This window comes from Lysinibacillus sp. CNPSo 3705 (genome assembly GCF_028674935.1).
GTDB lineage: Bacteria > Bacillota > Bacilli > Bacillales_A > Planococcaceae > Lysinibacillus.
Genome location: NZ_JAQZSD010000008.1, coordinates 68074 through 93733 on the forward strand (window position 1 = coordinate 68074; position 25660 = coordinate 93733).

Consider the following 25660-nt stretch of genomic DNA (forward strand, 5'->3'; position numbering starts at 1 on the left):
GGGATTATGCTCGGGGGTATAGATACTTCAAAACTTATTACCAAAAGCAGGGGGCGATATAATGGCTAAATACGGATATGCTCGGGTGGTAGACAGTAGCGCAAGATTTAGAATCGCAAATACAGTCGTTAGAGCCAGAAGGTTGTACGGAAATCTATAAAGAGAAGTTTACGGGGACTAAGACGGATAGATCGGTATTTAATGAAGTCATGGCGTTATTAACGGAAGGTGATACGTTGGTAGTAACGAAACTCGATCGTCTAGCACGTAACACTAAAGAGGGTATCGATGTCGTCGAGGCGTTATTCGAGCGCGGTGTGCGTGTTTTAAAACAGGGTATACATGTAACTATTTCAAATATACGGGAATGTATTATTCCACTTTAACTTGCGTCAGAAATGCGTCATAGCGATTTCCCCGTAATATAACAATATCGCAAAGTGTTACCGAATAATATCCGTCAAGATTCCTTTGTTTTTCTCAAATTAAATACCCGAATTGTTGGATATTATGACCGCTCTATTTACGTTAGAATGACGATAAGAGAATAGGGTGTAAACGATATGAATTGTATTTATTACGGCTCATCAGACATTGAAAGGTTATTTGGAATTGACGAGACCTATTCTAAAGGAATCACAGGAAATGCAACGCAGATGATTTCAAACTTTGGCGAGAAAGAATCGGGAGCTTAGCTGCCTTTCCGGAAAAAGAAGAATAGAAGGAAAGAACGACTTGTAATTGGTACAGGATTATTTTTGTGAAAATTTCAGGTTGTAATTCCTAGTGAAAAAGGAATAAAAGACTTATAGAATAAGGGATCGTTTAATTGAATTAATAATACGATTCAACAAAGACGTAGCAAAAGATGCTTATTTAAATATACTTTATAGGTAAAATTTGATGGTGCTCTTACTAGTCGTGACAGAACTGCAAATGGCGCTTGAAACGGAAAAGTTGAGCAAGGAAGATATTATGATAAAAATGGGAATGCTGACCTGGATATTGACTATACAAATCATGGAAATTCGAAGTAATACCCAAAAGTAACTCATAAACGTGACTGGAACTGCACTAGTAGAGGTCTAGTTTATTAAAAAGGAGCAAAGTACATGGGTGAAAAAGAATATTTAGAATTCAAAAACTCATTTCAATGGGTGACGAACTCAATTTTTACTATAAAGAGGATGAATACTGGATAAGTCATAGTTTAGAAAAATCCTTCCTATCAAGAACTAAAGATTCGTATACACAAGAGTTTAAAGGCTACAATGAACTATTTGAAAATGCAACAATAGAGGGTATAGGAATTTCCAAAATATATCCAAAACTAAGACTGCTAAAATAAAAACAGTAATGTATAAAAGGGCCGAGTTTAGTATTAGATTACTCAAACTTGGTCTTTGCTTGATTTAATCCTACTTTCGATAAAGAAGAAAAAGACAAATTCAGGTGTGATGGGTTATCTTTAAATTAGGGTAAACATGATAGTTGTAAACCGTTGATATATCAGTATTGTCCTCCTGGGACGTCTATAGATCCAGATAGAATAAATTTGAACCAACTGCTTTAGATCCTTTGTTATCAAGGATTTGAAGTGCTTTTCCTTTTTTGAGAATACGTTAGAAAAGGATGGAGAATGAATAGGAGAAAATTTTTATGGAGAAATGTATCATATCATCTAAAAAAACTTAAAAAAATGGAGAAAAAAATATCGTTGCATACTAAAAAAGTTATAAAATTATCGTTTAATAGGCGGAGCATAAATCAATGTTTATGCTCTCTTTTTTTGTTATTGTCTATAAACTCGTCGATTATGATGCTAGTACGACGCTATCAGACGCTTCTCAAAGGCTACAAAAAGAAGAATTTTTTTAAATCAATTTTAAAAGATTAATAGAATCTTAATAAATTTAGTGAAAACTCTAGATCTAATTTTTTAGGGAATAAAGCATTTTCATTACAAACAGATAATCTGTATTTGTCGTCAATGAACCATTAGTAAAAATAATTTCGTTTTCATTAATCAATCTCAAAAGAAATTGATTTTAAAGGGATAGAAAGACCTTCCCCAACAGCTTTAATATAACTTTCTTTCAAGTCCATAAGTTGAAAAATAAAGTGTTTCTATCATTTCACAACTCCGAATAATTCTTATCCCATTTTACCTCCACTTTTTATTTCCTTATTGTTTTTGTTCAGGCATTGACGGATGGCAATCCAAGGGCGACGGAAAGGCATGGCTCACTGATGGAAGGAAGTCTTAGAACAATTTTAAAATAATTTACTATAAGACAAGTGCGACAGAGACTAGAAAAATCTTAATACTTATGCTTTGGATCTTTTTAGATTAATATAACTGATTTTTTACCGTTTAAACGATTATTCAAATAATACATTTGCACCTTCATTTCAAAGTAAAGAGGTTTGGAATATTTATCCTACTTTTAATGCGTATTTGAAATCAATATAGTTCTAAAGGTAGCAAATATAAACATAGGTATTTTAACATAAAATTCAGAAATATTTATTTCCAATAAGATACAAATATGGTAGAGTAAAAAAGGGTGGATTAATGTTATTATTTGTTATATTACCTTTTGTTTTCCAAAAAAAGTGTTTTATAGGAGGTTGAAATGTGTGCTAATAAAGAAAAACATGTTGTAGTTGGAACTGGACCACTTGGGCTTGCAGTAATGAGAGAGCTTCTAATTAGGGAGAAAGAGGTCATAATGGTTAACCAAAAGAGTTTCATCGAACTTCCTAAGGACGTAATGTTAATCCATGCGAATGTTTCAAATTTTGAAGAGTCAGCTAATGCATTTAAGGGAGCAACAGTTGTATATCATTGTGCCAAACCTGATTATACGAAGTGGCCAGAGCAATTTCCGAATTTAAACAAAGGAATTATTTATGGAACAAGTCAAGCAGGGGCTAAATTGATTTATGCAGATAACCTTTTTATGTATGGTTCTTCAAAACAGCCGTACAATGAATCGTCGTTAAATCTTGCGAGTGATCGGAAGGGGTTAGTTAGAGCTCAAATGGCTGAAGAAATATTAGAAGCTCACTATAGTGGTACAATACGGGCCGCTATTGGAAGAGGACCTGATTTTTATGGTCCAAATGTTTTACATTCAATCCTAGGTGAAAGGGTATTTAAGTCTGCGTTACAAGGAAAAGCAGCTAAAGTAATTGGGTGCATAGATGTTCCTCATACACATATTTATATAAATGATTTCGCTAGAGGACTTGTAACTTTAGCAGAGAATGAAGAATCGCTTGGAGAAATATGGCATATCCCGAGTGATACTACTGTCACTACTAAAGAACTAATACAACTAGTTTATAAAGAAATACAGAAAACATTTAAAGTACAATGTGCTCCGAAACAAATATTCCGATTAATGGCATTGTTTAATCCTTATATGCGTGAAATGAAAGAAATTTATTATGTTTATAATCAACCATATATCGTTGATCATAGTAAGTATGAGCGTACGTTTGGTCTAGAGGTGACACCGCATGCAAAAGCTATAAAAGAAACGTTAGATTGGTATCGAAATAACCTCTAGTATCCAATTCTGTGAAGGTTTGATATACATTCTTTTATACGTAGTTAAGGAAGTACAAAGAACAATACATTGCTACTTTAAACGCAAGATAAAAAAACTTCTTTTCAAAACATAAAACTACTATAAGCGAGGGAATATGATGACATTAAAAGATAATTTAATAGAACCAATTGCGGTAATAGGTATTGGATGCCGTTTCCCAGGAGGTGTAAACTCACCAGAATCTTTCTGGGAGTTATTAAGTAATGAAGTGGACGCTATAACTGAAATTCCAAGTGATAGATGGAGTATATCAAACTTCTATAGTTCTAATAAGGTAAACCAAGGGAAATCGAATTCTATGTGGGGTGGATTTTTAGACAATGTAGATCAATTTGATGCCTCTTTCTTTGGTATATCTCCTAGGGAAGCAGCTTTATTAGATCCGCAACAACGTTTGCTTCTAGAAGTTTGTTGGGAGGCTATGGAAAATTCAGGTCAAATGCAGGAACGTTTAGCAGGTACAAATGTAGGTGTTTTCATGGGTGCTTTCACTTTAGATTATAAATTATTGCAATTTTCGGAATCTAACAGACATTTAGTAGATGCACACTCAGCTACAGGCGCGATGATGACGTTATTGGCAAACCGAATTTCTTACACATATGATTTCCGTGGGCCAAGTATTACGGTGGATACAGCATGTTCTTCATCCCTTGTTGCGTTACATTTAGCTTGTCAAAGTATAAGGAATGGGGAAAGTACAATGGCATTCGCGGGCGGTGTCAATGTAATGATTAAGCCAGAATATTTTATTGCTGAATCTAAAGCAGGGATGTTATCAGCTGATGGGAGATCTAAAGCATTTGATTCTTCTGCTAATGGTTATGTACGTGGCGAAGGAGCAGGAGTTGTATTATTAAAACCACTTTCTCAAGCAATTCAGGATAATGACCCTATCCAAGCAATTATTAGAGGTAGTGGGGTTAATCAAGATGGTAATTCCCAAGGTATTACTGTGCCAAGAGCAGAAGCACAAAAACAATTATTATGTGACGTTTATGAAAAGAGTGGTATTAAACCTAATCAAGTACAGTACGTAGAAGCTCATGGAACAGGAACGCCGGTTGGAGATCCTATAGAAGCTAATTCATTAGGAAGTATTTTGGGGGCTGATAGAGTTCCTGGGGACAAATGTTATATCGGATCAGTTAAGACTAATATTGGGCATACGGAAGCTGCAGCAGGTGTAGCGGGATTAATTAAAACAATTCTTTGTTTGAAGAACCGTCAAATACCGGCTCATCTCCACCTTAAGAATGCCAACCCTGATATCGATTTTGAAAAACTAAATATTAAAGTTCCAACAAAATTAACTGCTTGGCCAGAAACTGATGTAGCAATTGCTAGTGTTAATTCATTTGGATTCGGTGGAACAAATGCCCATGTGGTTTTACAAGAATATGTACCTAATGAGACTATTCAGGACATAGGAAAAACGGAGGATCTCCAAACAATAGTTTTATCTGCACGGAATACTCAGGCATTAAAAGACTATGCTAAAGATTTCAAAAGAGCTATTTCTGATAATAAATACTCATTACGTGATATTGGGTATAACGCTATTACAAGACGTAGCCATCATAGTCATCGATTAGCTATAACTACAAATTCTGTGGATAAATTAATGGAGAAATTAGATGTATTCCTGGAAGATGGTAAAGAAGCTGGTATTGTCTCAGGAGTCGCTGATAATAAAAAATCACCTTTAAGTTTAGTTTTCACTGGAATGGGTCCGCAATGGTGGGCTATGGGTAGAGAACTTCTTCAAAAAGATAATGTGTTCCGTAAAGCCGTAGAGCAATGCGACGAGATATTTAAACGTCTTTCAGGATGGTCAATAATTGATGCTATGCTAGCTGATGAACTATCATCCAAAATGGAGGAAACTGAAGTTGCACAGCCAGCTAATTTTATGCTACAAGTTGGTTTGGCTGAATTATGGAAATCTTGGGGAATAACACCTGATGCTATCGTAGGACATAGTGCTGGAGAAGTTGCAGCAGCTTATTGTGCTGGTGTTTACAGTTTAGAAGATGCAGTAAAGGTAATATACCATCGAAGTAATCTACAGCAACGTACTACTGGATTAGGTCAGATGGTAGCGGTGGGATTATCTTTTGAAGAAGCCAGAATTGAAATTCTAGATCTTGATCAAATATCTATAGCTGCTATTAATAGTCCTAATGCTGTAACGCTTGCTGGGGCTCCTGAATCCCTTGATATACTTATTGAATCACTCGAAAAGAAAAAAATATTTTATAAATACCTAAATGTTAAAGTTCCGTATCATAGTCATTATATGGATCCTTTAAAAGAAGATATTTTAAATGCTCTTAAAGATATTAAAGTTCATAAACCACACACTCCAATCTATTCTACTGTAACTGGCAAGTTAATGAGTAATGATGACTTTACCGCCTACTATTGGTGGAAAAACGTAAGAGATTCAGTACTTTTTGCAGCAGCAGTGAATAACATGATTGAAGATGGTTTCTATAATTTTATAGAAGTAGGCCCACATCCTGTTTTAGCTAATTCTATTTCAGAATGCTTGTCACTTCATAACGTTCAAGGACTAATAATCCCTTCTTTACGTCGCAAAGCCGTAGATAAGGAGGTATTATTCGAATCTCTTGGTGCCTTATATACAAAAGGGTATGCTATTAATTGGGATAACATACACAAAAAGGCGGATAATACGATCTGTTTACCTACTTACCCTTGGCAGAGAGAACGCTATTGGCAAGAGTCTTTAATATCCGAACAAGAGCGACTGGGAACACATGTCCATTCATTACTAGGAAAAAAATTAAATACACCTGAGCCTACTTGGGAAAATGATTTAGATTTGAATCGCCTTCCTTATTTATGCGACCATCAAATTCAGGGAGCATATGTATATCCTGGGGCGGCATATGTTGAAATGATGTTAGCAGCATCTAAAGAATTATTTGGGTCTACTGGTTTCGTCTGTGGTGAAAGTGTTAAGTTTAATAAAGCCTTGTTTTTAACATTAGGAGAGTCCGTAAAATTAAGACTGGTTTACTCAGTGGAAAACTCAACAGTTTCTATTTATAGTCAGCCTACGGGAGTAAGTCAGGACTGGACATTACATGCTGAAGGGCAGATAAGACCGAACGTTAGTCTTAAATCTCAAAACAAAGAACTTCAAGTCTTAAAACAACGTTGTACTTTACAACTTTCCCAGGAACAATGTTATTTACAATTCCGTAAATTTGGTCTTGAGTATGGAGAAACTTTCCAGGGTATTGAAACACTATGGCAAGGCGAGCAAGAAGCATTGGCAAAGATAAGTTTACACGAAATAATTGGAGCTCAATTGGATGAGTATGAAATACATCCTTCTATCTTGGATTTATGTTTCCAAGTACTTGCTGCTGCATTGCCATTCCAAGAGGACGAAGAGAATACGACAGTTTATATGCCTGTAGGTGTAGCAAAGGGAGCTTTACATCAAAAAGTTCGTTTAAATACAGATTTGTGGATTCATGCTTCTATTTTGAACAAAACAGAAACATCATTAGAGGGAGATATACACCTTTTTGATTCTGAAGGAAATATTATTATGGAAATTTTAGGATGTAACGCAGTTTCATTAAAGGATACAACTTCATCTAACAAATCTTTAGGAACACAAGATATATATGAATTGCAATGGCATACGCAAGTAAGAAAAGAAGCTAGTGAATATTCTCCTGTAAAAAACGTTTCTGACAAAGGGTATTGGATAATTTTTGAAGACGAACGAAAAATAGGACATTCTGTTGCAGAAAAGCTACTTAAGGTAGGAGAGCACTGTTATTCTGTGCATCCAGGAGTTAAATACGAAAAAACAAATAATATATTTACTATAAACCCTTCAAATTCTGAAGATTTCGTTATATTAATGGATGATATACTTTCAGATTCCGCTCAATGTCGAGGAATTATTTATGGTTGGGCACTCGATAATAAAGTAACGGATATTTTAAACACCAATGGCTTAAATAGAGTGGAAGAATTGGGTTGTGTTGGTTTGCTTCACCTTGTTCAATCTATTGTTCATAAGCAGCTTCCAGATAATGTTCGTTTATGGGTAGCAACAACTGGAGCACAGCAAGTAGGTACGGACGGTTTGAATAACGTAGCTCAATCAGCTGTATGGGGGCTAGCAAAAGCGATTGGGCATCAGGAACATATGAATTTATGGGGAGGAATTATAGATTTAGATGATTCCTTGTCAGTTGAGAAAAATAGTAATCTATTATTTGAAGAGATTTGGAATACAGATGGAGAAGATCATGTTGCCTTTAGACAAGGGGAACGTTTTGTTGTTCGGTTAGAAGAAGATGTTCAACTTAATAAGCCACTTCCAATAGTATTCAGACCAGATGCAAGTTACTTAATTACTGGTGGTTTTGGTGGTTTAGGGTTATTAACGGCTCGCTGGATGATTAAAAAAGGCGCTAGGCATTTAATTTTAATGGGCCGTGGAAAATTCCACAATCGTTTAGATTGGGATAAAGTAGATATCGATAGTGTAGAAGGGAAGCGTATTACAGCTATAAAAGAGCTAGAGTCGCTGGGAGCTACTATCCATATAGCTACTGCTGATGTATGTAATAAGAGTGAAATAGAGAAATCTCTGCTTCATTATTCTGAAGCTGGGTGGCCAGAAATCCGTGGAGTAATCCATACAGCCGGGGTAGCTCGACCACAATTATTATATCAAATGAATCAGCAACAATTTACCGATGTTCTTCGACCAAAAATGATTGGCGGATGGAACTTACATGAACATTTTGAAAACCAATCACTAGATTTCTTTGTTCTATATTCATCCATTGCATCTGTTGTAGTTATGAGTGGACAGGCTAATTATTCAGCGGGCAATGCATTTTTAGATGGATTGGCACATTATCGAAGATCTCGGGGAATGCATGGATTAAGTATTAACTGGGGGCCGTGGCTAGAATCTGGGATGGCTACACAGCTTGATTTGCTAAATTACTTTGATAATCGCGGTTTATATTCGATGACAAATGATCAAGGGCTTGAGGCACTTAACCAATTATTATGTCAGAATAGAGCGCAATTCAGTGTAGTAGGAGCGGATTGGCCAAAAGTAGCCGATAAAAACTATCCTCTTGGAAATGTACCTCCTATCATTGCCGAACTTGTTAATAAACATAGAGAATTACAAAGTCACACGGATAATTCAGAAGATAATTCGCAAGACTTTTTGAATAGTTTATTACAATTAAAGGATCGTAAGGAACAGCTATCACAACTTGAAGCACACATTATGGAATTATCTTGTGCCGTGTTGCGTTTAAATCGTACACAGATAGAAGTAAATGTACCACTTAACGCTTTTGGTTTAGATTCCATGATGGCAATGGAGTTGAAAAATACAATTGAAGCAAGTCTTCAGGTTACTATTGCTGTTGTAGATTTATTACGTGGGGTAACTTCACAAGAGTTAGCAATGAATATTATAGAAATGCTAGATAAAAAGCACAACTTAATCCAAGATGAAGAAGTAGAACAGATTATTTCGGATTTAGGAGAACTTTCAGAAGACAAAATAAACGATATTATTAGTTTAGTCGCAGCTGGGAGGGATCAAGTTGAATAAGTATCTTGATCAGATTGGAACACTTACAGATGAACAGAAAGCATTGCTGGTAAATCAACTTAAGTCAAAGTTAATTGGCCGAGAAATCCCTAAAACTGAAAACCAAACTTTATCTTTTCCTCAGAAAAGATTATGGTTTTTAAGTCAATTAGATCCTGAGAGCTCTGCTTACAATATTCCTTCTGCTTTTCTGTTATTGGGAGAGCTTGATATTGATGTTTTGCAGGCTTGTTTCAAAGAAATAGCTAATAGACACGAAACACTTCGTACAAGTATTGTTGAAGATAGGAACGGTGAACCTATAAGAAAAATAACGTCCGAATCTTCAGTGATGATGGAATTTTTAGATTTAAGAGAATTGCCTAAAGACGTACAACGTCAAGAGCGAAATAGAATCGTCAATGAGGAAATTCAAAAACCATTTAATTTAAAAGATGACTCTTCTTTATGGAGAGTCGTTTTACTTCAATTGAATGATGATGAACACTACCTAGTAGTTACAATGCATCATATTATCTTTGATGGGTGGTCCGTTACAGTATTATTACAAGAGCTTAGTGAGTTATATGAAGCTTTTATCAACAACACACCTTCTAAATTAAAGAATCTTACAATGCAATATTCTGACTACGTGTCATGGCAACAGAAGCATTTGACTGATGAACTTTTTCAAGAACAGCTAACATATTGGAAAACAGCCCTCGAAGGCTCTCCGCCTGTTTTAGAACTACCGACGACTTACTTACGTCCAGCAATACAAACTTTTAAGGGATCCTCATATGTTTTTGAGTTATCAAAAGCAACTAGTGATAATTTGAAAAAATTATGTAATTCTGAAGAGTCGACAGCTTTTATGGCAATGCTTACAGTGTTTTATACCTTGTTATATCGTTACACTGGACAAGATGACATTATCGTTGGTGTTCCTATCTCAGGAAGAAACCGAAATGAATTCCAAAAGTTAATAGGTGTATTTGTTAATACTTTGCCTCTTCGTGTAAGGCTGTCTAGAAATTTAAGCTTTAAAAATTTACTTAAGCAGGTGAAGGAAGCTTCTTTAGAAGCTTTCTCTCACCAAGATGTTCCTTTTGAGAGTATTGTTCAGAATGTAGCTCCTGAAAGAAGCTCAAGTCTTAACCCGCTTTTTCAGGTTTTATTCACATATCAAAATGCGGTTCCAAACTATCGACTTAATAATGTATTGATGAATTATCAACCTATAGATGGTGGTACAGCAAAGTTCGATTTGTCTCTTGATATTTTAGATGGCGGAGATATTTATCCACAGAAATGCATTTTGGAGTATAATACCGATCTATTTGATAGTACCTTTATTTACAAAATGGCAGAGCACTTCCAGATTCTACTAGAAAAAATTCTGTCTGAACCTGATAAGCCAATTGGTGAAATAAATTATTTGACAACTGAGGAATTGAATCAATTAAAGTTATGGAATGGAAATATCATTGATTTCCCTAAAGATGAAAACGTATGTACATGGTTTGAAAAACAAGTTGAGAGAAATCCAGATGCAATAGCCATCATTTTCAAAGATGAATCCATGACCTATAAGGAGCTTAATGTAAAAGCGAATCAACTTGCATCTTTGATTTTGAAACAAAAGGAAGCGGAGGATTCAATTATTGGGATATGTTTGCCTAAATCAATGGATTTAGTTATATCCGTTTTAGGGGTATTAAAAACAGGCCTAGCTTATCTACCAATGGATTCTTCATATCCAAGCGATCGACTACATTACATGCTCAAAGATTCCAAGGTAGCTACTATTATCACTAATAAAGTGCTTAATAGTTCGCTCTTAGCTGAATCGAGCCTAAATACTATTGTTGTTGACGATACACAGGTAAAAGAGAAGTTAAATCAAGAAAAATCGACAAATAAGCCAATTAAGATTAACCCAGATAGTTTGGCTTATATCATCTACACATCTGGTTCTACAGGTCTTCCGAAAGGGACTATGGTAAGCCACAATAATTTGGTGCACACTTTTAATGGCTGGGAACATGAATATCAGTTAATGAATAATACTCATGCCCATTTACAAATGGCTAGCTTTTCATTTGACGTATGCGTTGGTGACATTGTTCGTGCGCTATGCTCTGGCTCAAAATTAGTGTTATGTCCAGAAGAAGTTTTATTAGACCCAGAACAACTATATCAACTTTTACTTCATGAAAAAATTGATTGTGCGGAGTTCGTCCCTGCAATTATTCGTAGTTTGTTACAGTACTTAGAAGATAGTCAACAAAAATTAGATTTTATGAAGTTAGTCATTGTCGGCTCAGATAGTTGGAAAATAGAGGAGTATCAGAAACTTTGTAATTATTGTGGGGCACAAACAAGGGTTATTAACTCTTACGGCCTAACAGAAGCAACAATTGATAGTTCTTACTTCGAGTGTGCTAATAATCAATTACAATCCAACGATTCATTGCCTATCGGTAAACCATTTCCTAATACCCAGCTACTGATCTTAGATGAATATCGTCAGGTAGTTCCAGTTGGCATTCCAGGTGAATTATACGTCTCAGGTGATGGAGTTGCTCAAGGCTATCTTTATAGAAAAGAGCTAACTTCTGAAAGATTTATATTATTATCTGATGAATCAGGAACAATGAAAAGGGCATATAAAACAGGTGACTTAGCTAAATATTTACCAGATGGGAATATTGAATTAATTGGACGTTCAGACTTTCAAATAAAGATACGTGGTTACCGAATCGAATTAAATGAAATTGAAAACAACATACTCCAGTATCCGGGGATTACTCAAAGTATTGTAGTTGTCAGAACCGGTAATTCCGAATTGCAGAGCTTAGTAGCTTATATTATTTGTCAGAAAAATAGTGCAGTTTCTATTCGGGATTTAAAAAGTTATTTAAATACGAAACTACCCGATTATATGGTTCCATCCTATATTGTTTTGTTAGACGCATTTCCATTAACCAATAATGGCAAGATTGATCGGAAGCGACTACCAGAACCAGATATTACTGAATGGAATATGCTTAATGAATACACACCAGCTCGAACGCTTACAGAAGAAATCTTGGTTGATATATGGAAAGAAGTATTTGGTGTTTCTAGAATTAGTGTAAATGATGATTTTTTCCAAATAGGGGGCTACTCTTTACTTGCCATGAAAATAACGGCACAAGTAAGGAAGATTTTTAAGATTGAATTCTCGTTGCAAACTTTATTCAACTTTACAACAATTTCGAAATTGGCTATTGAAATTGATAATCTAAAAGGGAAAAATCAAGAGTACTTTGATGATAAGCAGCTACTTCCAGTTATTAAACCTAATCTACAAGACAGATATGAGCCATTCCCACTAACTGATATCCAACAAGCATACTGGATTGGACGTAATGATGTATACGAATTAGGTAATGTTGCTACACATAGTTATGATGAATATGAAGCACAATATTTAGATATTAATAAGTTCGAGGAGGCATGGAACTATTTAATAAAAAGACATGATATGTTAAGAACCGTAATAACATCAGACGGCAAACAACAAGTTTATCGAAAAGTACCGTATTATCCAATTACAATAACGGATTTGCGGGGGAAAAATCCTGATGAAGTAGAAAGTGCAGTTAAAGCTACAAGGGAAGAATTATCCCATCAAGTACTAGATATTTATACGTGGCCAGTGTTTGATATAAGAATTACTCTACTTGAGGATCAAAAATCACTTATCCATTTTAGTTCAGATGCATTAATGTGGGATGTATGGAGCTTTGTTATTTTAATGAGGGAGCTAGTGACAATTTATCAAGGAAAAGAAAATGAGCTAGCACCATTGGAAATCTCTTTTAGAGACTACGTTATGGCAATTGAAGAATTCAAAAAAACAGATAGGTATAATAATGCTCTTGATTATTGGAAAAAACGTGTTGATTCTTTACCTATGGCACCAGAGCTTCCTCTATCAAAAAGTCCAAAGGAATTAAGAAATCCACAATTTGTACGTCTTCACGAAAGTTTAGATTTTCAGTCATGGAAGAGATTGAAATCAAAAGCAATGAAAGCGGGAATTACTACCACAGGTATTTTGTTAGCTGCATTTACGGAGGTACTAAGATATTGGAGTAATAGCCCTGATTTTTCACTTAATCTAACATTTTTAAATCGAAATGCTGCACATCCTCAAGTAAATGATATTGTAGGAGAGTTTACATCAGTTAATTTATTGGCAGTAACAAATTCGAATGAATGCTCATTTATTGAGCGCGCAAGGAAGATCCAAGCTGATTTATGGAGTGACCTTGAAAATCATTATATTAGTGGTGTTCAAGTGCTTCGTGAAATGACAACGAAAAAAGGAGGCGCCTTTGAAGCAAAGATGCCAGTTGTCTTTACCAGTGCGCTAGTTGTTCCAATACCGGAGGAAAAAGATGTCCCGTTCCCTATTAAACCTGTGAATGTAAATGGTGTTACACAAACTTCCCAGGTATGGCTAGATTGCGGCGTTTGGGATGATCGTAACGGACTTTATTGTAATTGGGATGTAGTTGAAGAAATTTATCCCACAGGCTTTATTCGTAGCATGTTTTCAACATTTTGGTCGTTAGTTACTCGACTTGCGAATGAGGAAGAGATTTGGAATCAGCAAGTTATTCCATTAATTCCTCTAGAACAACTTGAACTAAGAAATGATATTATTTTGCATGAAAACATTGAGTCGGCGGATCTTTTACATTCACTATTTAATCAAAAAGCGAAGAGTCAACCTAATTCTCCTGCGATTATCAGCAGCCATAAAACAATGACATATGATGAAGTTTATAAATGGTCCAATAAAATAGGCAGATTTTTAAAGTATAAAGGAACCCAAACTAATCAATTAGTAGCTATCTTTATGGAGAAAGGGTGGGAACAAGTTGTCGGTGTACTTGGTATTTTACAATCTGGTTCAGCATACTTACCTATTGATCCGGCACTTCCGCATGAACGTATTCTATATCTTCTACGTTCTACGGGTGTAAAAATTATTCTTACCCAATCAGGAATGAAATCTCAAATAGAATTACCAGAAGAGATATCTATTTACGAAGTAAATGAGCAATTTTTGTCAGATTGGTCTGACGAACCGTTGCCATTCGTTCAAAGTCCTGATGATTTAGCCTATGTAATATTTACTTCTGGTTCCACAGGTGATCCAAAAGGAGTGATGATTACTCATTCTGGTGCAGTAAATACCATTATTGATATAAACAGCAAGTTTAATGTAACGGAGAAAGATCGTGTGATTGCACTTTCAGCCTTACATTTTGACCTATCAGTCTATGATATATTCGGAAGTCTTGCCGCAGGTGCTAGTATTGTCATACCTGATGCAGATGCCGGGTTTAATCCAAAGCATTTGGAATGGCTTTTGAGCATTGAGAAAGTTACAGTGTGGAATTCAGTCCCTGCTTTAATGGAGATGTTTATGAATCATTTATCGCAGAAAAATGGATATGCTGATAATCTTAGACTAGTTATGCTGAGCGGGGATTGGATAGCCGTTTCGTTGCCAGAACTTATTCGTTCGTATTCATCTACAGAATTAATTATAAGTTTAGGAGGTGCAACTGAGGCTTCTATTTGGTCTATTTTCTACCCTATTGAAAATTTGCAAGCTAGTAGTAAAAGTGTACCTTACGGAAAAGCGCTTTCTAAACAAAAAATGCTTGTCTTAAATGAGTCACTAGAACCTTGCCCTGATTGGGTTACAGGACAAATTTATATAGGTGGTATAGGATTGTCTACTGGATATTGGAAAGACCAAGTCCGAACAAATGAGAATTTTATCTATCATCCTAAGACGAATGAACGTTTATACCGAACAGGAGATTTGGGTAGATATTTACCAGACGGCAACATTGAATTTATAGGTAGAGAAGACTTTCAAATAAAAATTAATGGATATCGTATTGAAATAGGTGAAATTGAATATATGTTACTTCAACATCCTGCTATAAAGGATGTAGTTGTTACTGTTGCTGACGAAGGAACAACTAAAAGACTTTTGGCTTTTTATATACAGGCCCATGGTGAAACTGTCGAGAGTAGACATTTACGAACATTTCTTATTCAAAAATTACCCGAATATATGATTCCAAAAAATTATATAAAAGTTGATAATTTCCCTTTAACTTCAAATATGAAAGTAGATCGTCAACTTCTAATAAGAAATGTAGATGTAGAGAGCTTAACAATTAATTGTTACGAAAAACCTCGGACTGTAGTAGAAAAAAAAATAGCCGAAATATGGTCTAGTTTACTTGCATTGGATAAAATAGGCGTACATGATAGCTTTTATGAACTTGGAGGAGATTCTTTACAATCAATGAAAATGATTGAGGAAATCCGAGAAACTTATCAAATCAATTTCCCTTTAAGGGCGTTATTACAAACCAGTACAATTGAAGAGATGGCCACTTATATTGAAGAGCAATTGGAAATAGAAAACAATTCGGTTAAAGCAAGGTCGTTTGAAGGGAATGTTAAAAATGAATCAGTTAACTCTCATTAAGTACAATCCATGGATCGTTACTTTTAAAGCTATAAAGGCACCACGTCTACGCCTTTTTTGCTTCCCTTTCGCTGGGGGGAATGCCCTAACATATAAAGATTGGGGTGACTATTTACCTGAAGATGTTGAGGTATGCTGTATTCAATTACCTGGTAGAGGGAATCGATTGATCGAGAAGCCAATTTCTAATCTTCCGAATCTTTTAGAAGCACTCGAAGAAGCATTTTTGTCGTTTATAGATGATGTTCCTTTTGTATTTTTTGGACACAGTATGGGCGCATTAATAGCCTTTGAGTTCACCCGTCATTTGGAGAAGCGTCATGGTGTTCGTCCAGTTTGTTTATTTGTCTCTGCTCACAGGGCACCACATTTACCACGGAAATCTTCAACTTTTTATCATACTCTGCCAAATAATGAACTTTTAGAAAGGTTGAAGAGTCTAAATGGAACACCAGATTGGTTCTTTGAAGAGCAAGAACTTGTTCAACTCTCTTTACCTATGATAAAAGCTGATTTAGAAATATGTGAGTGCTATGTTTATGAACAAGGGCCGTCTCTAACAATTCCTATTATTGCGTTTGGCGGAACGCGAGATAAAGAGGTGAGTGAAGAGAGTATTTTGCAATGGGGAAAAATAACAAATTCATCCTTTCAAATGTTTTTGTTACCAGGGAATCATTTCTTTTTAAATAGCTCGCAGGATCGCCTTCTTTCTGAGATATATAAATATATACGTACCATATAAAAGCCGTGTATAAATGGATAATCCTTGTTAGCAGGATTTTAAAGAGTTTCGAAAATAGAGGGAAACATGGATCCTATATGCTCTAAACAACTTTTCTATCAAAAAGCGAGGGATATTTTTGAGTGATAATGAAAAATATGAACGTTCGATAAAGAGAGTTCGAGCATTGAAGAGTTTTTATATCCACTTATTTGTATATATAATTGTCAATTTAGGATTGATAATTATTAACTTATTCTCTTCACCGGGAAGCTTATGGTTTATTTATACTTTACTAGGTTGGGGAATCGGAATTGTAGCACATGGTATTTCAGTATTTAGTAGAGGAAAGTTTTTGGGGGAAGAATGGGAGAAGAGGCAGTTAGAAAAGTATATGAATAAAAAATAAATTCAACTTTAATAATAGTAATTTCGATTTACCTAGACGTTTCAAAAGCTCAATGTTTTTGAAACGTTTTTCTTCTATTTAGATGCATAAAAAGGATTTGTTGAATAGTTATCTCGGTAATTTGGACTGGAATTCCACTTTCAATTACTTTTTCAGTTACTTAATTCGAAGTGTTAAGTGCTTGATGTATCTAAGAGGCAAAAACTTAAATATGCAACTTATTAAAGAAAATAAACACCTTATAGTTAATTTAATACATTTCATTTAGATTTTTAATTTTATGGAAAATTAAATGGTATCATTATTTTAGTGGCATGGAGGTCTAGATGAAAATAAAGATAAATATCGAAAAGCAATATGATGAAATAGAAGTACACATTTATGCAAATGAATATAACGCTGAAATTGAACAGTTGATGAAACAATTAAAAAAGAATGAAGTTAATGCCATTGATGGGTATAGGGATAATGAAATTCACATGTTAAAAACGAATGATATTTACTGTATCTATGCAGAAGGTATAAAAGTTTTTTTTCAAACTGAAGAAGAAGAATTTGACTCAAAACGGAGAATTTATGAATTGGAACAATTACTTGGCGACAAATTTGTGCGTGTCAATAAATCAACTCTTGTTAATATTTCTAAAATTACCTCTATACAATTAGGGCCACTTGGATCAACACAACTACTTTTAGAAAATGAGATTTCCGTTGTTGTGAGTCGAAATTATTTAAAGAAACTAAAACAAGCACTCGGTATTGGGAGGAATTAACAATAAAAATTATACAAAATGGGATAATTGGACTTCTTATTGGACTAAGCACGTCCTATGTAATATTAACACTAGGTAGTGTTGCCAACCCAGATAGTTTAATTAGTGGTCAAGATCTATTAAGAGAGCTATTGACTGCAGCAATTATGGGTATTTTAATTGGCATTGCAACACTTATATTTGAAACGGGAATTGTGTCTTTCAATGTTCAATTAACACTTCATTTCTGTTTTGTTACTATTTGTGTCTTTGTCGCAGGATTGGTCGGCTCTTGGTTTGAATTATCAAAATGGCATACCATCTGGCCAGTTTTTTTAATTGAAGCCATCGCCTATATCATTATTTGGATTCTATTATGGCTACTAACAAAGCGTGAAGTAGATGAAATTAATAACTTATTACAAAATAGAAAGAGAGGTTAGTTAAATGGAATTAGTAATTGACGTGAAAAATTTAAGTAAGAAATACGGTTCACATGAAGCAGTAAAGGGGATTTCGTTTGAGGTAAAGAAGGGTGCATTATTTGCATTTTTAGGGACAAATGGTGCTGGAAAATCTACATCTATTGAAATGTTGTGTACATTATTGGAAAAAACTTTAGGAGATGTAAAAATTAATGGTGTGACTCTAGGTAGTCGAACAAATAATTATTTAATTCGAAAAGCAATAGGGGTTGTTTTTCAGCAAAGCATTTTGGACGCGCGTCTAACAGTGAAAGAAAATATCTTACATCGAGGTAACATATATAACTTGACAAAAAAAGAATTACAAGAAAACTGGGGATTTGTGGATCGCTATTTACATTTAGAAGATATTGCGAAGAAAAAATATGGGACATTATCTGGCGGTCAAAAGCGACGTGCAGATATTGCAAGAGCAATTATTCATAAACCAACTATTTTATTTTTAGATGAACCCACAACAGGCCTTGATCCACAAACACGCGTCTTTGTTTGGGATGCAATTAAAAAGCTACAAGAAGAAACGAATATGACGATTTTTTTGACTACTCATTATATGGAAGAAGCTGCTGTAGCGGATGAGATAGTAGTAATGAAGGAAGGGAAAATCGTGTCTAAAGGTACACCAAATACATTAAAAGAGCAATATACATATGATGAATTATTTGTCTTTTTTAATAACGGTGTAGATGGTTCATCATTACTAACGCAAAACAATCTTAATTTTGAAGAGAAAAATGGCGAGTACCGCGTACGTGTTCAATCTACCATTCATGCACTTGATATTTTAAAAGAACTTCAGACTTTTATCAGCTCATTTGAAGTAAAGAAAGGTTCGATGGACGATGTATTTATTCGTATTAATGAGGAGGTGCCATTAACATGAACACAATGATGAATTTGGTTAGTAGGCATAATAAAGTATTTCGACGTGATCGTATGCTTGTATTTTTTTCAATCTTATCAGTGATTATTGTTATCATGCTGTATGCGATTTTTATTCAAAAAACACAAGTAGATGCCATTGAACAATTAGTACCAGCATCGGATCAATTGAAAACTATGGTGAATGAATGGATGGTTGCAGGCTTACTCTCCATTATTGCTGTAACTACAACGTTAGCAGCTCTAGGTATTTATATAAAGGACTTAGAGACAAAAGTAATGGCTGATTTTTTAACAACTCCTAATGCACGTGCAAAAATTCAATTAAGCTATGTTATCAATTCCTTGCTTATTGGCTTTGTTTTATCGCTTATTGGGTTAATTGCATGTCAATTATTTATTGTGTTCATGGGCGGATCCTGGTATACGTTTGAAAAAATAGTTCAACTAATTGGGATTATTGTACTTGCAGTTACACTAAGCAGTGTTTTTAACCTATTTCTTACTCTGTTAGTCTCAACACAAAATGCTTTTTCAACCTTAAATACAGTTGTAGGTACCGCTATTGGTTTTTTATGCGGAGTATATGTGCCACTTGGCGCAGTACCTGATTTTGTACAAAAAATAATCATGATATTCCCGATTAGTCATACAACAGTTTTGTTTAGAGAAGCTTTGATGCGTGATTCCCTTGATAAGGTTTTTGAAGGTGCACCTGAAGCAGGGAATAATTATGAAATTCAATTTGGTGTCCATTATGAATGGAACGATATGATTTTTTCCCCAATGCATAGTGTAATTTATATTATTGCTTCTATTATTGTTTTTACGCTTATCTCATTATGGCTATATGGTAGAAAAAACAAATAAATATTTACTCAACTTTCGCATTTAACTACACATTATGACTTCATTTGCACTTGTGGAAGAGCCACATACGTACTTCACCGTACGTATGTGGTTCTTTTTGTTAATCAGCATGTATTATTTCCCTTATAGGAAGAGTGTTTAAAATAAAACCCTACTATTTAAAGTTCATCCTAATGTTATAGTTAGAGTCATTGTATACAAGGTTGTGAACAACTGAGAGCCAACTCGAAGGGCGATACGATTTTAGGCCGTTTTCCCTGTTTTAGAATAATTTATATAAAAAACGGAAAGGAATATGTGTAAAAATGTTGGAGTTGATAGTGATGGAATTTGATAAAGAGAAAGAAGTTTACTGCTACAGCTGTCGGAAAAAAACTGTATTTACTCGAAAAGATATGCATAATAAAAATGGGGTAGACAGTCACTGTAGTGAATGTTCTGGTATTTGGTTTGAATGGCAAAATCGAGCCGTGGAGAGAGAAATGGAAAAGTGGATTGAATATAATAAACGGCTTATAAATTAGCATAGTTAATGATAGCACAAGAGGAGCTAAAACTTATAAAAAGCGTTATAATATAATAGGAAGAAACTCAATAAAGAGAGATGAATTTAGAATGAACGAACAATTAGAAGATTGGATTACACGTTTTCAAAAGGAGAAAGATATAGAGGCTCTCGCAAACTTAAAAGATTATTGCTACTATATGATTGAACCTTTAATTGAGGAATTTACGAAGAAATACGGTGACGATGCTGGGGAGTTATTACGATTAAAATGGGATAAGCGTTTTTATTTTATTTTTACAAAGTATCAATTAAATGTTGGGCTGCCTTTAGATTCTTTCGTTAAAAATACGTACCGTTTTTATTTTATGCAAGTTTTAAAAAAAGCGGGCTATTGAATTACATATAGGGGAGTGTTTCATATTTGAACATTGCTCCGTAAAAAAATCCTTGGCTCGTGTAAAAGCGAGCCAAGGATTTTTGTGTTTTATCATGCTCTTTGGCAGGAGAATAACTGCCGGTAAAAGCCTGATTGGGAAAGACTAATCTTCAGTAGGGGATGAAGAAAACCGCCTACTTTCTCTTTATGGATACATCATATCTTCGGCAAGATGGGTAAATACCTCACCGATAATGGAGTCTTCGTCATAAACGGAAGAACCTGTATTTTCCTCAGGTTGCGCAAATGGAATTTGAGCGAGGATACTTGTCTGAAGTTCATCTGCTAATTTTTCTGCGCCACCTTGACCGAATAAATAGTTCTTTTCACCATTTGAGTTTTCGAAGTAGGCCATGTTTTCAACTACACCAAGAATCGTATGTTTCGTATGTTGAGCCATCAGACCTGCACGAGAAGCAACATGAGAAGCTGCAAGGTGTGGTGTTGTGACAATAATTTCCTGCGCTTGTGGAATCATTGCTGCCATATCAATGGCTACATCTCCTGTACCAGGTGGTAAGTCTATAAGGAGATAATCTAATTCATCCCAATGTGTATTGACAAGGAAATTACGAATCCATTTGTTGAGCATTGGACCACGCCACATGACAGGTTGGTTTTCGTTTGTGAAAAAACCCATCGACATGATCTTCACACCATGACTTATTACTGGAATAGCCGTTTGGTCAATCATTGTTGGCTTTTGTTGAATCTTCATCATGGCAGGAATACTGAAGCCATATATATCGGCGTCTAAAATACCTACACGTTTTCCAAGACGGGCAAGAGCTACTGCTAAGTTAATTGTCACGGTAGATTTACCGACGCCACCTTTACCACTAGTAACTGCTATAAATTTAACACCAGAATCGGGAAGAAGCATTTTAGGCATACCTTTATCCGTCACTTTTTCTGATTTTAAAGAAGCTGTTAAACTACGACGTTCGTCATCTGTCATAGAACCAAATGTAATGGAGACTTTTGATGCGCCGATCGCTTTCAACGCTTCTTCAACATCTTGTTGGATTTTGGCTTTTAAAGGACATCCTTGAATAGTCAAAATAATATCAAGTGAGATATCCGTACCGTTGACTTGAATATTGCGTACCATATTCAAGTCAACGATGCTTTTATGAAGTTCTGGATCATCGATTTTCTGCAAAGTTTTTAAAATGTGTTCGTTCGTTAGCATATTAGAAACCACCTTCCTATTTTAGGCCTTTGCCAAGCCCTTTTAAGAAGTGAACGCCAAAGTTTACAGCACGATTAACATCAGGATCGTTTAACATTTTGAACAACTTAAAGGCACTAACCTTTTCGTCCGATTCAACGGCCTTGTTCGCTTCATTTATACCAGTATTTAAGCCCTCAACAAGCTTTGTTGTTGTTTCGGGATTCAGTTCGGTTAATGCTCCCGCAACACCCATTAAGTTGTTGATAATATTCGTCACTGGCTTACGCGTTAATTGACCAAGAGCAATATGTGCAACATCCTCTTTTGCTTCAAGTAGTTTCGTAGCAGCTTCTAGCGCTCCAATATCATTTAATTCTGCCATGATCGTAAAGACCTGGTTAACCATTTCTTCATTCTCAGAAAGAAGTTGCTTTAAATTTTCTAACTTTTCTTCCTTTAGTTGTTCTTCAGTTAGTTGCGCTTTTTTAATTGTCGTAATTGGTGCAGCCATGAAATCACTCCCTTTCGTTAGTTGTTAAGTGAACGTAACCAGGACGGTTCCATTTACGTTGTACCTCAACACCATTTTGTGGATGACGTTTTTTATAACGTGGGTTTGTTCTAGGAAGTGGTGATTTTCCTTTTTGCTTCAATACTTCTACACGTACTTTTGTTTGTTTGTAAGCCGGTGTCGATGTATTGATGTCTCCAGCTGGACCCGTTAAGAAATTAATCGCTGAATCTTTGCTAACAGAGTTCATAGGTAAGAAAAGTTCATTTCCTTGTACGCGATCTGTTACTAGGGCATTTAATTTTAATGCGCCTTGAGGAGACACTAAACGAAGAAGAGCTCCATCTTCAATGCCGCGTTCTTTTGCTAGCTCTGGTGATACTTCAACAAAAATTTCAGGTACTTTCGATTGAATCCCTTTTGATTTATTTGTCATATTACCTTCATGGAAGTGTTCAAGCATACGACCGTTATTAATATGGCAATCATATTGCGCTTCATATTCAACCGGTCTAATCCAATCATTTAAAGCAAATCGAGCTTTTTTGTCAGGGAAGTTAAAGCCATCCTCATATAGTAATGGTGTGTCTTTACCATCATGGCTACCCCAACAGAAGCTACCCCAATTTTCTAATACATCATAGTTTGCTTGCGAGAAGAATGGTGCAAGACTAGCCATTTCAGCAAAGATTTCACTTGGGTGGCTGTAATTCCAGTCAGCACCTAGGCGACGTGCTACTAATTGAAGGATTTCCCAATCAGCTTTTGATTCACCAAGTGTTGGTAATACTTGATATAGTCGTTGCACACGACGCTCTGTATTCGTGAACGTACCTTCTTTTTCAAGAGAAGGTGCTGCTGGTAAAATAACATCTGCATATTGTGCTGTACGTGAAAGGAAGCAATCTTGTACAACAAAGAAGTCTAATTGTGAAAGTACTTTATCTACATGGTTAGCATCGCAATCTACTAGTGCCATATCTTCCCCAACTAAATACATTGCTTTCATTTTACCTTCCATGATCGCATCTAACATTGCCATATTCGTACGACCTGGTTCAGGTTTGATTTTCACACCATATGCTTCTTCAAATTTCTTACGTGCTTCGTCGTCTATTACTTTTTGATTACCTGGTAAAAGATTTGGTAGTGTACCCATATCACAAGCACCTTGAACATTGTTGTGACCACGAAGAGGGTAGGCACCTGCACCTGGACGACGATAGTTACCAGTAGCTAGAAGTAGGTTAGAAATTGCAGCTGATGTATAGGAGCCACCTGTGTTTTGTGTAACACCCATACCCCAAAGTACACATGTACCGTCAGCATCACGAATCATTTTGGCAACATTTATCAACGTTTCTTTTGAAATGCCCGTTTCTTTTTCTGCATATTCTAGTGTGTATGTTTCAAGTACATCTTTAAAATCATCAAAGAAGTGCACATTCTCTTGAATGAAGGCTTCATCATGCCAACCTTGATCGATCATATATTTTGTAACAGCCATTAGCCATACTTGGTCTGTTCCTTGTTTTGGACGCATGAAAATATCAGAACGCTCAGCCATTTCATGTTTACGAACGTCGGCAACAATTAATTTTTGACCGTGTAACTTATGGGCACGTTTTACACGAGTAGCTAAAACAGGGTGACCTTCTGCAGGGTTTGCCCCAACAATAATAACAAGGCCAGCTTTTGCGATATCTTTGATCGTTCCAGCGTCGCCACCTATACCAACTGTGCGTAGTAGACCATCTGTAGCTGGTGATTGACAATAGCGTGAGCAGTTATCAACGTCATTTGTTTCGAACAGTTGACGTGCCATTTTTTGAATTAAATAGTTTTCTTCGTTTGTAATTTTTGAAGAAGAGATAAAGCCAACAGAACCAGAACCATATTCTTTTTGAATACCACCTAGTTTAGTAGCAATTAAGTCAAGCGCTTCATCCCATGAAGATTCAACAAATGCATCATTTTTACGAATTAATGGTTTTGTAATTCGTTCTTCAGAGTTGATGAAGTCCCAGCCGAATTTTCCTTTTACACAAGTAGAAATAGCATTTACAGGACCTTCAGAAGGTTGCACTTTTAAAATTTTGCGGTCTTTTGTCCACACTTCGAACGAACAACCTACACCACAGAAAGTACAAACTGTTTTTGTTTTCTTCGTACGTTTACTACGCATAGCTGCTTCGACTTCAGAAACAGCGAAGATACCACTATACCCAGGTTCAACTTCCTTAATTAAATTAATCATCGGATCTAATGTTTCTTGTTTAAGCCCAGTCATAAAACCAGCTTCACCAAGCATTGATTTTTCCATTAAAGCATTACATGGACAAACAGTCACACATTGTCCACAGCCTACACATGAAGAATCGTTAATGGCCACGCCTTCATCCCAAATTACTTTTGGTCTTTCGGCTTCCCAGTCAAGAGATAATGTTTCATTAACTTGTAAGTTTTGACAAACCTCTACACATTGTCCACATGCGATACATTGGTTTGGATCATATCGATAAAACGGGTGAGACATGTCTACTTCATGTGGTTCAACTTTTGGTTGATAAGGATATTTTTGATGTTCGATTTCCATTAATTCTGCTGTGTTGTGTAATGTACAATTTCCGTTGTTATTATCGCAAACTGTGCAGTACAGCAAATGATTTTCTAGTAAACGGTCCATCGCTTCTGTTTGTGCAGCTTTCGCTTTATCAGAAGTAAGTTGGATATCCATGCCGTTTACTGCTTTTGTTGAACAAGAGCGAACTAATTGTCCATTCACTTCGACGATACATGTATCACACGTTTCGATAGGATCAACAGCTGGTACATGACAAATTTGTGGATGGGCGATGCCATTTTGATTAATGGTATCAAGTATTGTAGCCCCCTCTGCTACATCATACGGTTGGCCATTAATTTTAATTGTAGTCAAGGTATTTTCCTCCTTTTGCTCTTTGAGACTTATTTGACAACAGGTTAATACTTAGGATAAACGGGAATAGAGTTACGAGCTTTTTTATTTTAATTTGTCTTGTTATAATGTCATTTCCCAATTTGTCCAACTTCTACACCAACATAGATGCAAAAAACATGTAGTA

General features: G+C 35.5%; 14 protein-coding genes and 1 pseudogene. 12 read left to right on the top strand and 3 right to left on the bottom strand.

The window, feature by feature from the left end; all coding sequences use genetic code 11:
* Positions 1–61 precede the first annotated feature (61 nt).
* The 12 genes and pseudogenes from PVA17_RS04965 to PVA17_RS05020 form a co-directional block, all read left to right on the top strand.
* Positions 62–326 (top strand): annotated as a pseudogene (locus tag PVA17_RS04965) (recombinase family protein); the annotation flags it as partial.
* Between the two features lie 2310 nt (positions 327–2636).
* Complete coding sequence (locus PVA17_RS04970; protein WP_132357058.1) at positions 2637–3575, top strand: NAD-dependent epimerase/dehydratase family protein; 939 nt, start codon at positions 2637–2639, stop codon at positions 3573–3575.
* A gap of 136 nt (positions 3576–3711) precedes the next feature.
* Entirely contained in the window at positions 3712–9255 is a 5544-nt protein-coding gene (locus PVA17_RS04975) for a type I polyketide synthase (RefSeq protein ID WP_274067068.1), read from the top strand.
* Entirely contained in the window at positions 9248–15805 is a 6558-nt protein-coding gene (locus tag PVA17_RS04980) for a non-ribosomal peptide synthetase (RefSeq protein WP_274067069.1), read from the top strand. The genes PVA17_RS04975 and PVA17_RS04980 overlap by 8 nt, the downstream gene beginning before the upstream one ends.
* The gene (locus PVA17_RS04985) at positions 15774–16550 is read left to right on the top strand and encodes a thioesterase II family protein (protein WP_132357056.1); all 777 of its coding nucleotides are present in this window, start codon (positions 15774–15776) and stop codon (positions 16548–16550) included. Before PVA17_RS04980 ends, PVA17_RS04985 begins: the two co-directional genes overlap by 32 nt.
* A gap of 118 nt (positions 16551–16668) precedes the next feature.
* Complete coding sequence (locus PVA17_RS04990; RefSeq protein ID WP_132357055.1) at positions 16669–16938, top strand: 2TM domain-containing protein; 270 nt, start codon at positions 16669–16671, stop codon at positions 16936–16938.
* Positions 16939–17264: 326 nt separating this feature from the next.
* The gene (locus PVA17_RS04995; RefSeq protein ID WP_274067070.1) at positions 17265–17711 is read left to right on the top strand and encodes a LytTR family DNA-binding domain-containing protein; all 447 of its coding nucleotides are present in this window, start codon (positions 17265–17267) and stop codon (positions 17709–17711) included.
* A gap of 11 nt (positions 17712–17722) precedes the next feature.
* Positions 17723–18133: a DUF3021 domain-containing protein gene (locus PVA17_RS05000; protein ID WP_483308005.1), complete on the top strand. Its 411-nt coding sequence runs from the start codon at positions 17723–17725 to the stop codon at positions 18131–18133.
* 4 nt (positions 18134–18137) lie between these two features.
* Positions 18138–19058 carry an ABC transporter ATP-binding protein gene (locus tag PVA17_RS05005; protein WP_274067071.1) on the top strand — a complete coding sequence of 307 codons (921 nt, stop codon included), beginning with the start codon at positions 18138–18140 and terminating at the stop codon, positions 19056–19058.
* Positions 19055–19927 carry an ABC transporter permease gene (locus tag PVA17_RS05010; RefSeq protein ID WP_132357051.1) on the top strand — a complete coding sequence of 291 codons (873 nt, stop codon included), beginning with the start codon at positions 19055–19057 and terminating at the stop codon, positions 19925–19927. Before PVA17_RS05005 ends, PVA17_RS05010 begins: the two co-directional genes overlap by 4 nt.
* A 323-nt stretch (positions 19928–20250) precedes the next feature.
* Complete coding sequence (locus PVA17_RS05015; protein ID WP_132357050.1) at positions 20251–20451, top strand: hypothetical protein; 201 nt, start codon at positions 20251–20253, stop codon at positions 20449–20451.
* 91 nt (positions 20452–20542) lie between these two features.
* Positions 20543–20830: a hypothetical protein gene (locus tag PVA17_RS05020; protein WP_274067072.1), complete on the top strand. Its 288-nt coding sequence runs from the start codon at positions 20543–20545 to the stop codon at positions 20828–20830.
* Between the two features lie 186 nt (positions 20831–21016).
* Here the strand turns inward: PVA17_RS05020 and PVA17_RS05025 are convergent, their stop codons facing one another.
* Genes PVA17_RS05025 through fdhF form a run of 3 tightly spaced genes read right to left on the bottom strand, consistent with a single transcriptional unit; the run spans position 21017 to position 25494 of the window.
* Positions 21017–22063 (bottom strand): Mrp/NBP35 family ATP-binding protein, encoded by a 1047-nt coding sequence (locus PVA17_RS05025; protein WP_274067073.1) that lies wholly within the window; start codon positions 22061–22063, stop codon positions 21017–21019.
* A 16-nt stretch (positions 22064–22079) separates the two neighbouring features.
* Positions 22080–22556, bottom strand: coding sequence for a helical membrane plugin domain-containing protein (locus tag PVA17_RS05030; RefSeq protein WP_132357047.1), 477 nt, complete (start codon positions 22554–22556; stop codon positions 22080–22082).
* A 4-nt stretch (positions 22557–22560) separates the two neighbouring features.
* A complete protein-coding gene (gene fdhF / locus PVA17_RS05035; protein WP_274067074.1) occupies positions 22561–25494 on the bottom strand; it encodes a formate dehydrogenase subunit alpha in 2934 nt (977 codons plus the stop codon).
* Between the last annotated feature and the right edge of the window lie 166 nt (positions 25495–25660).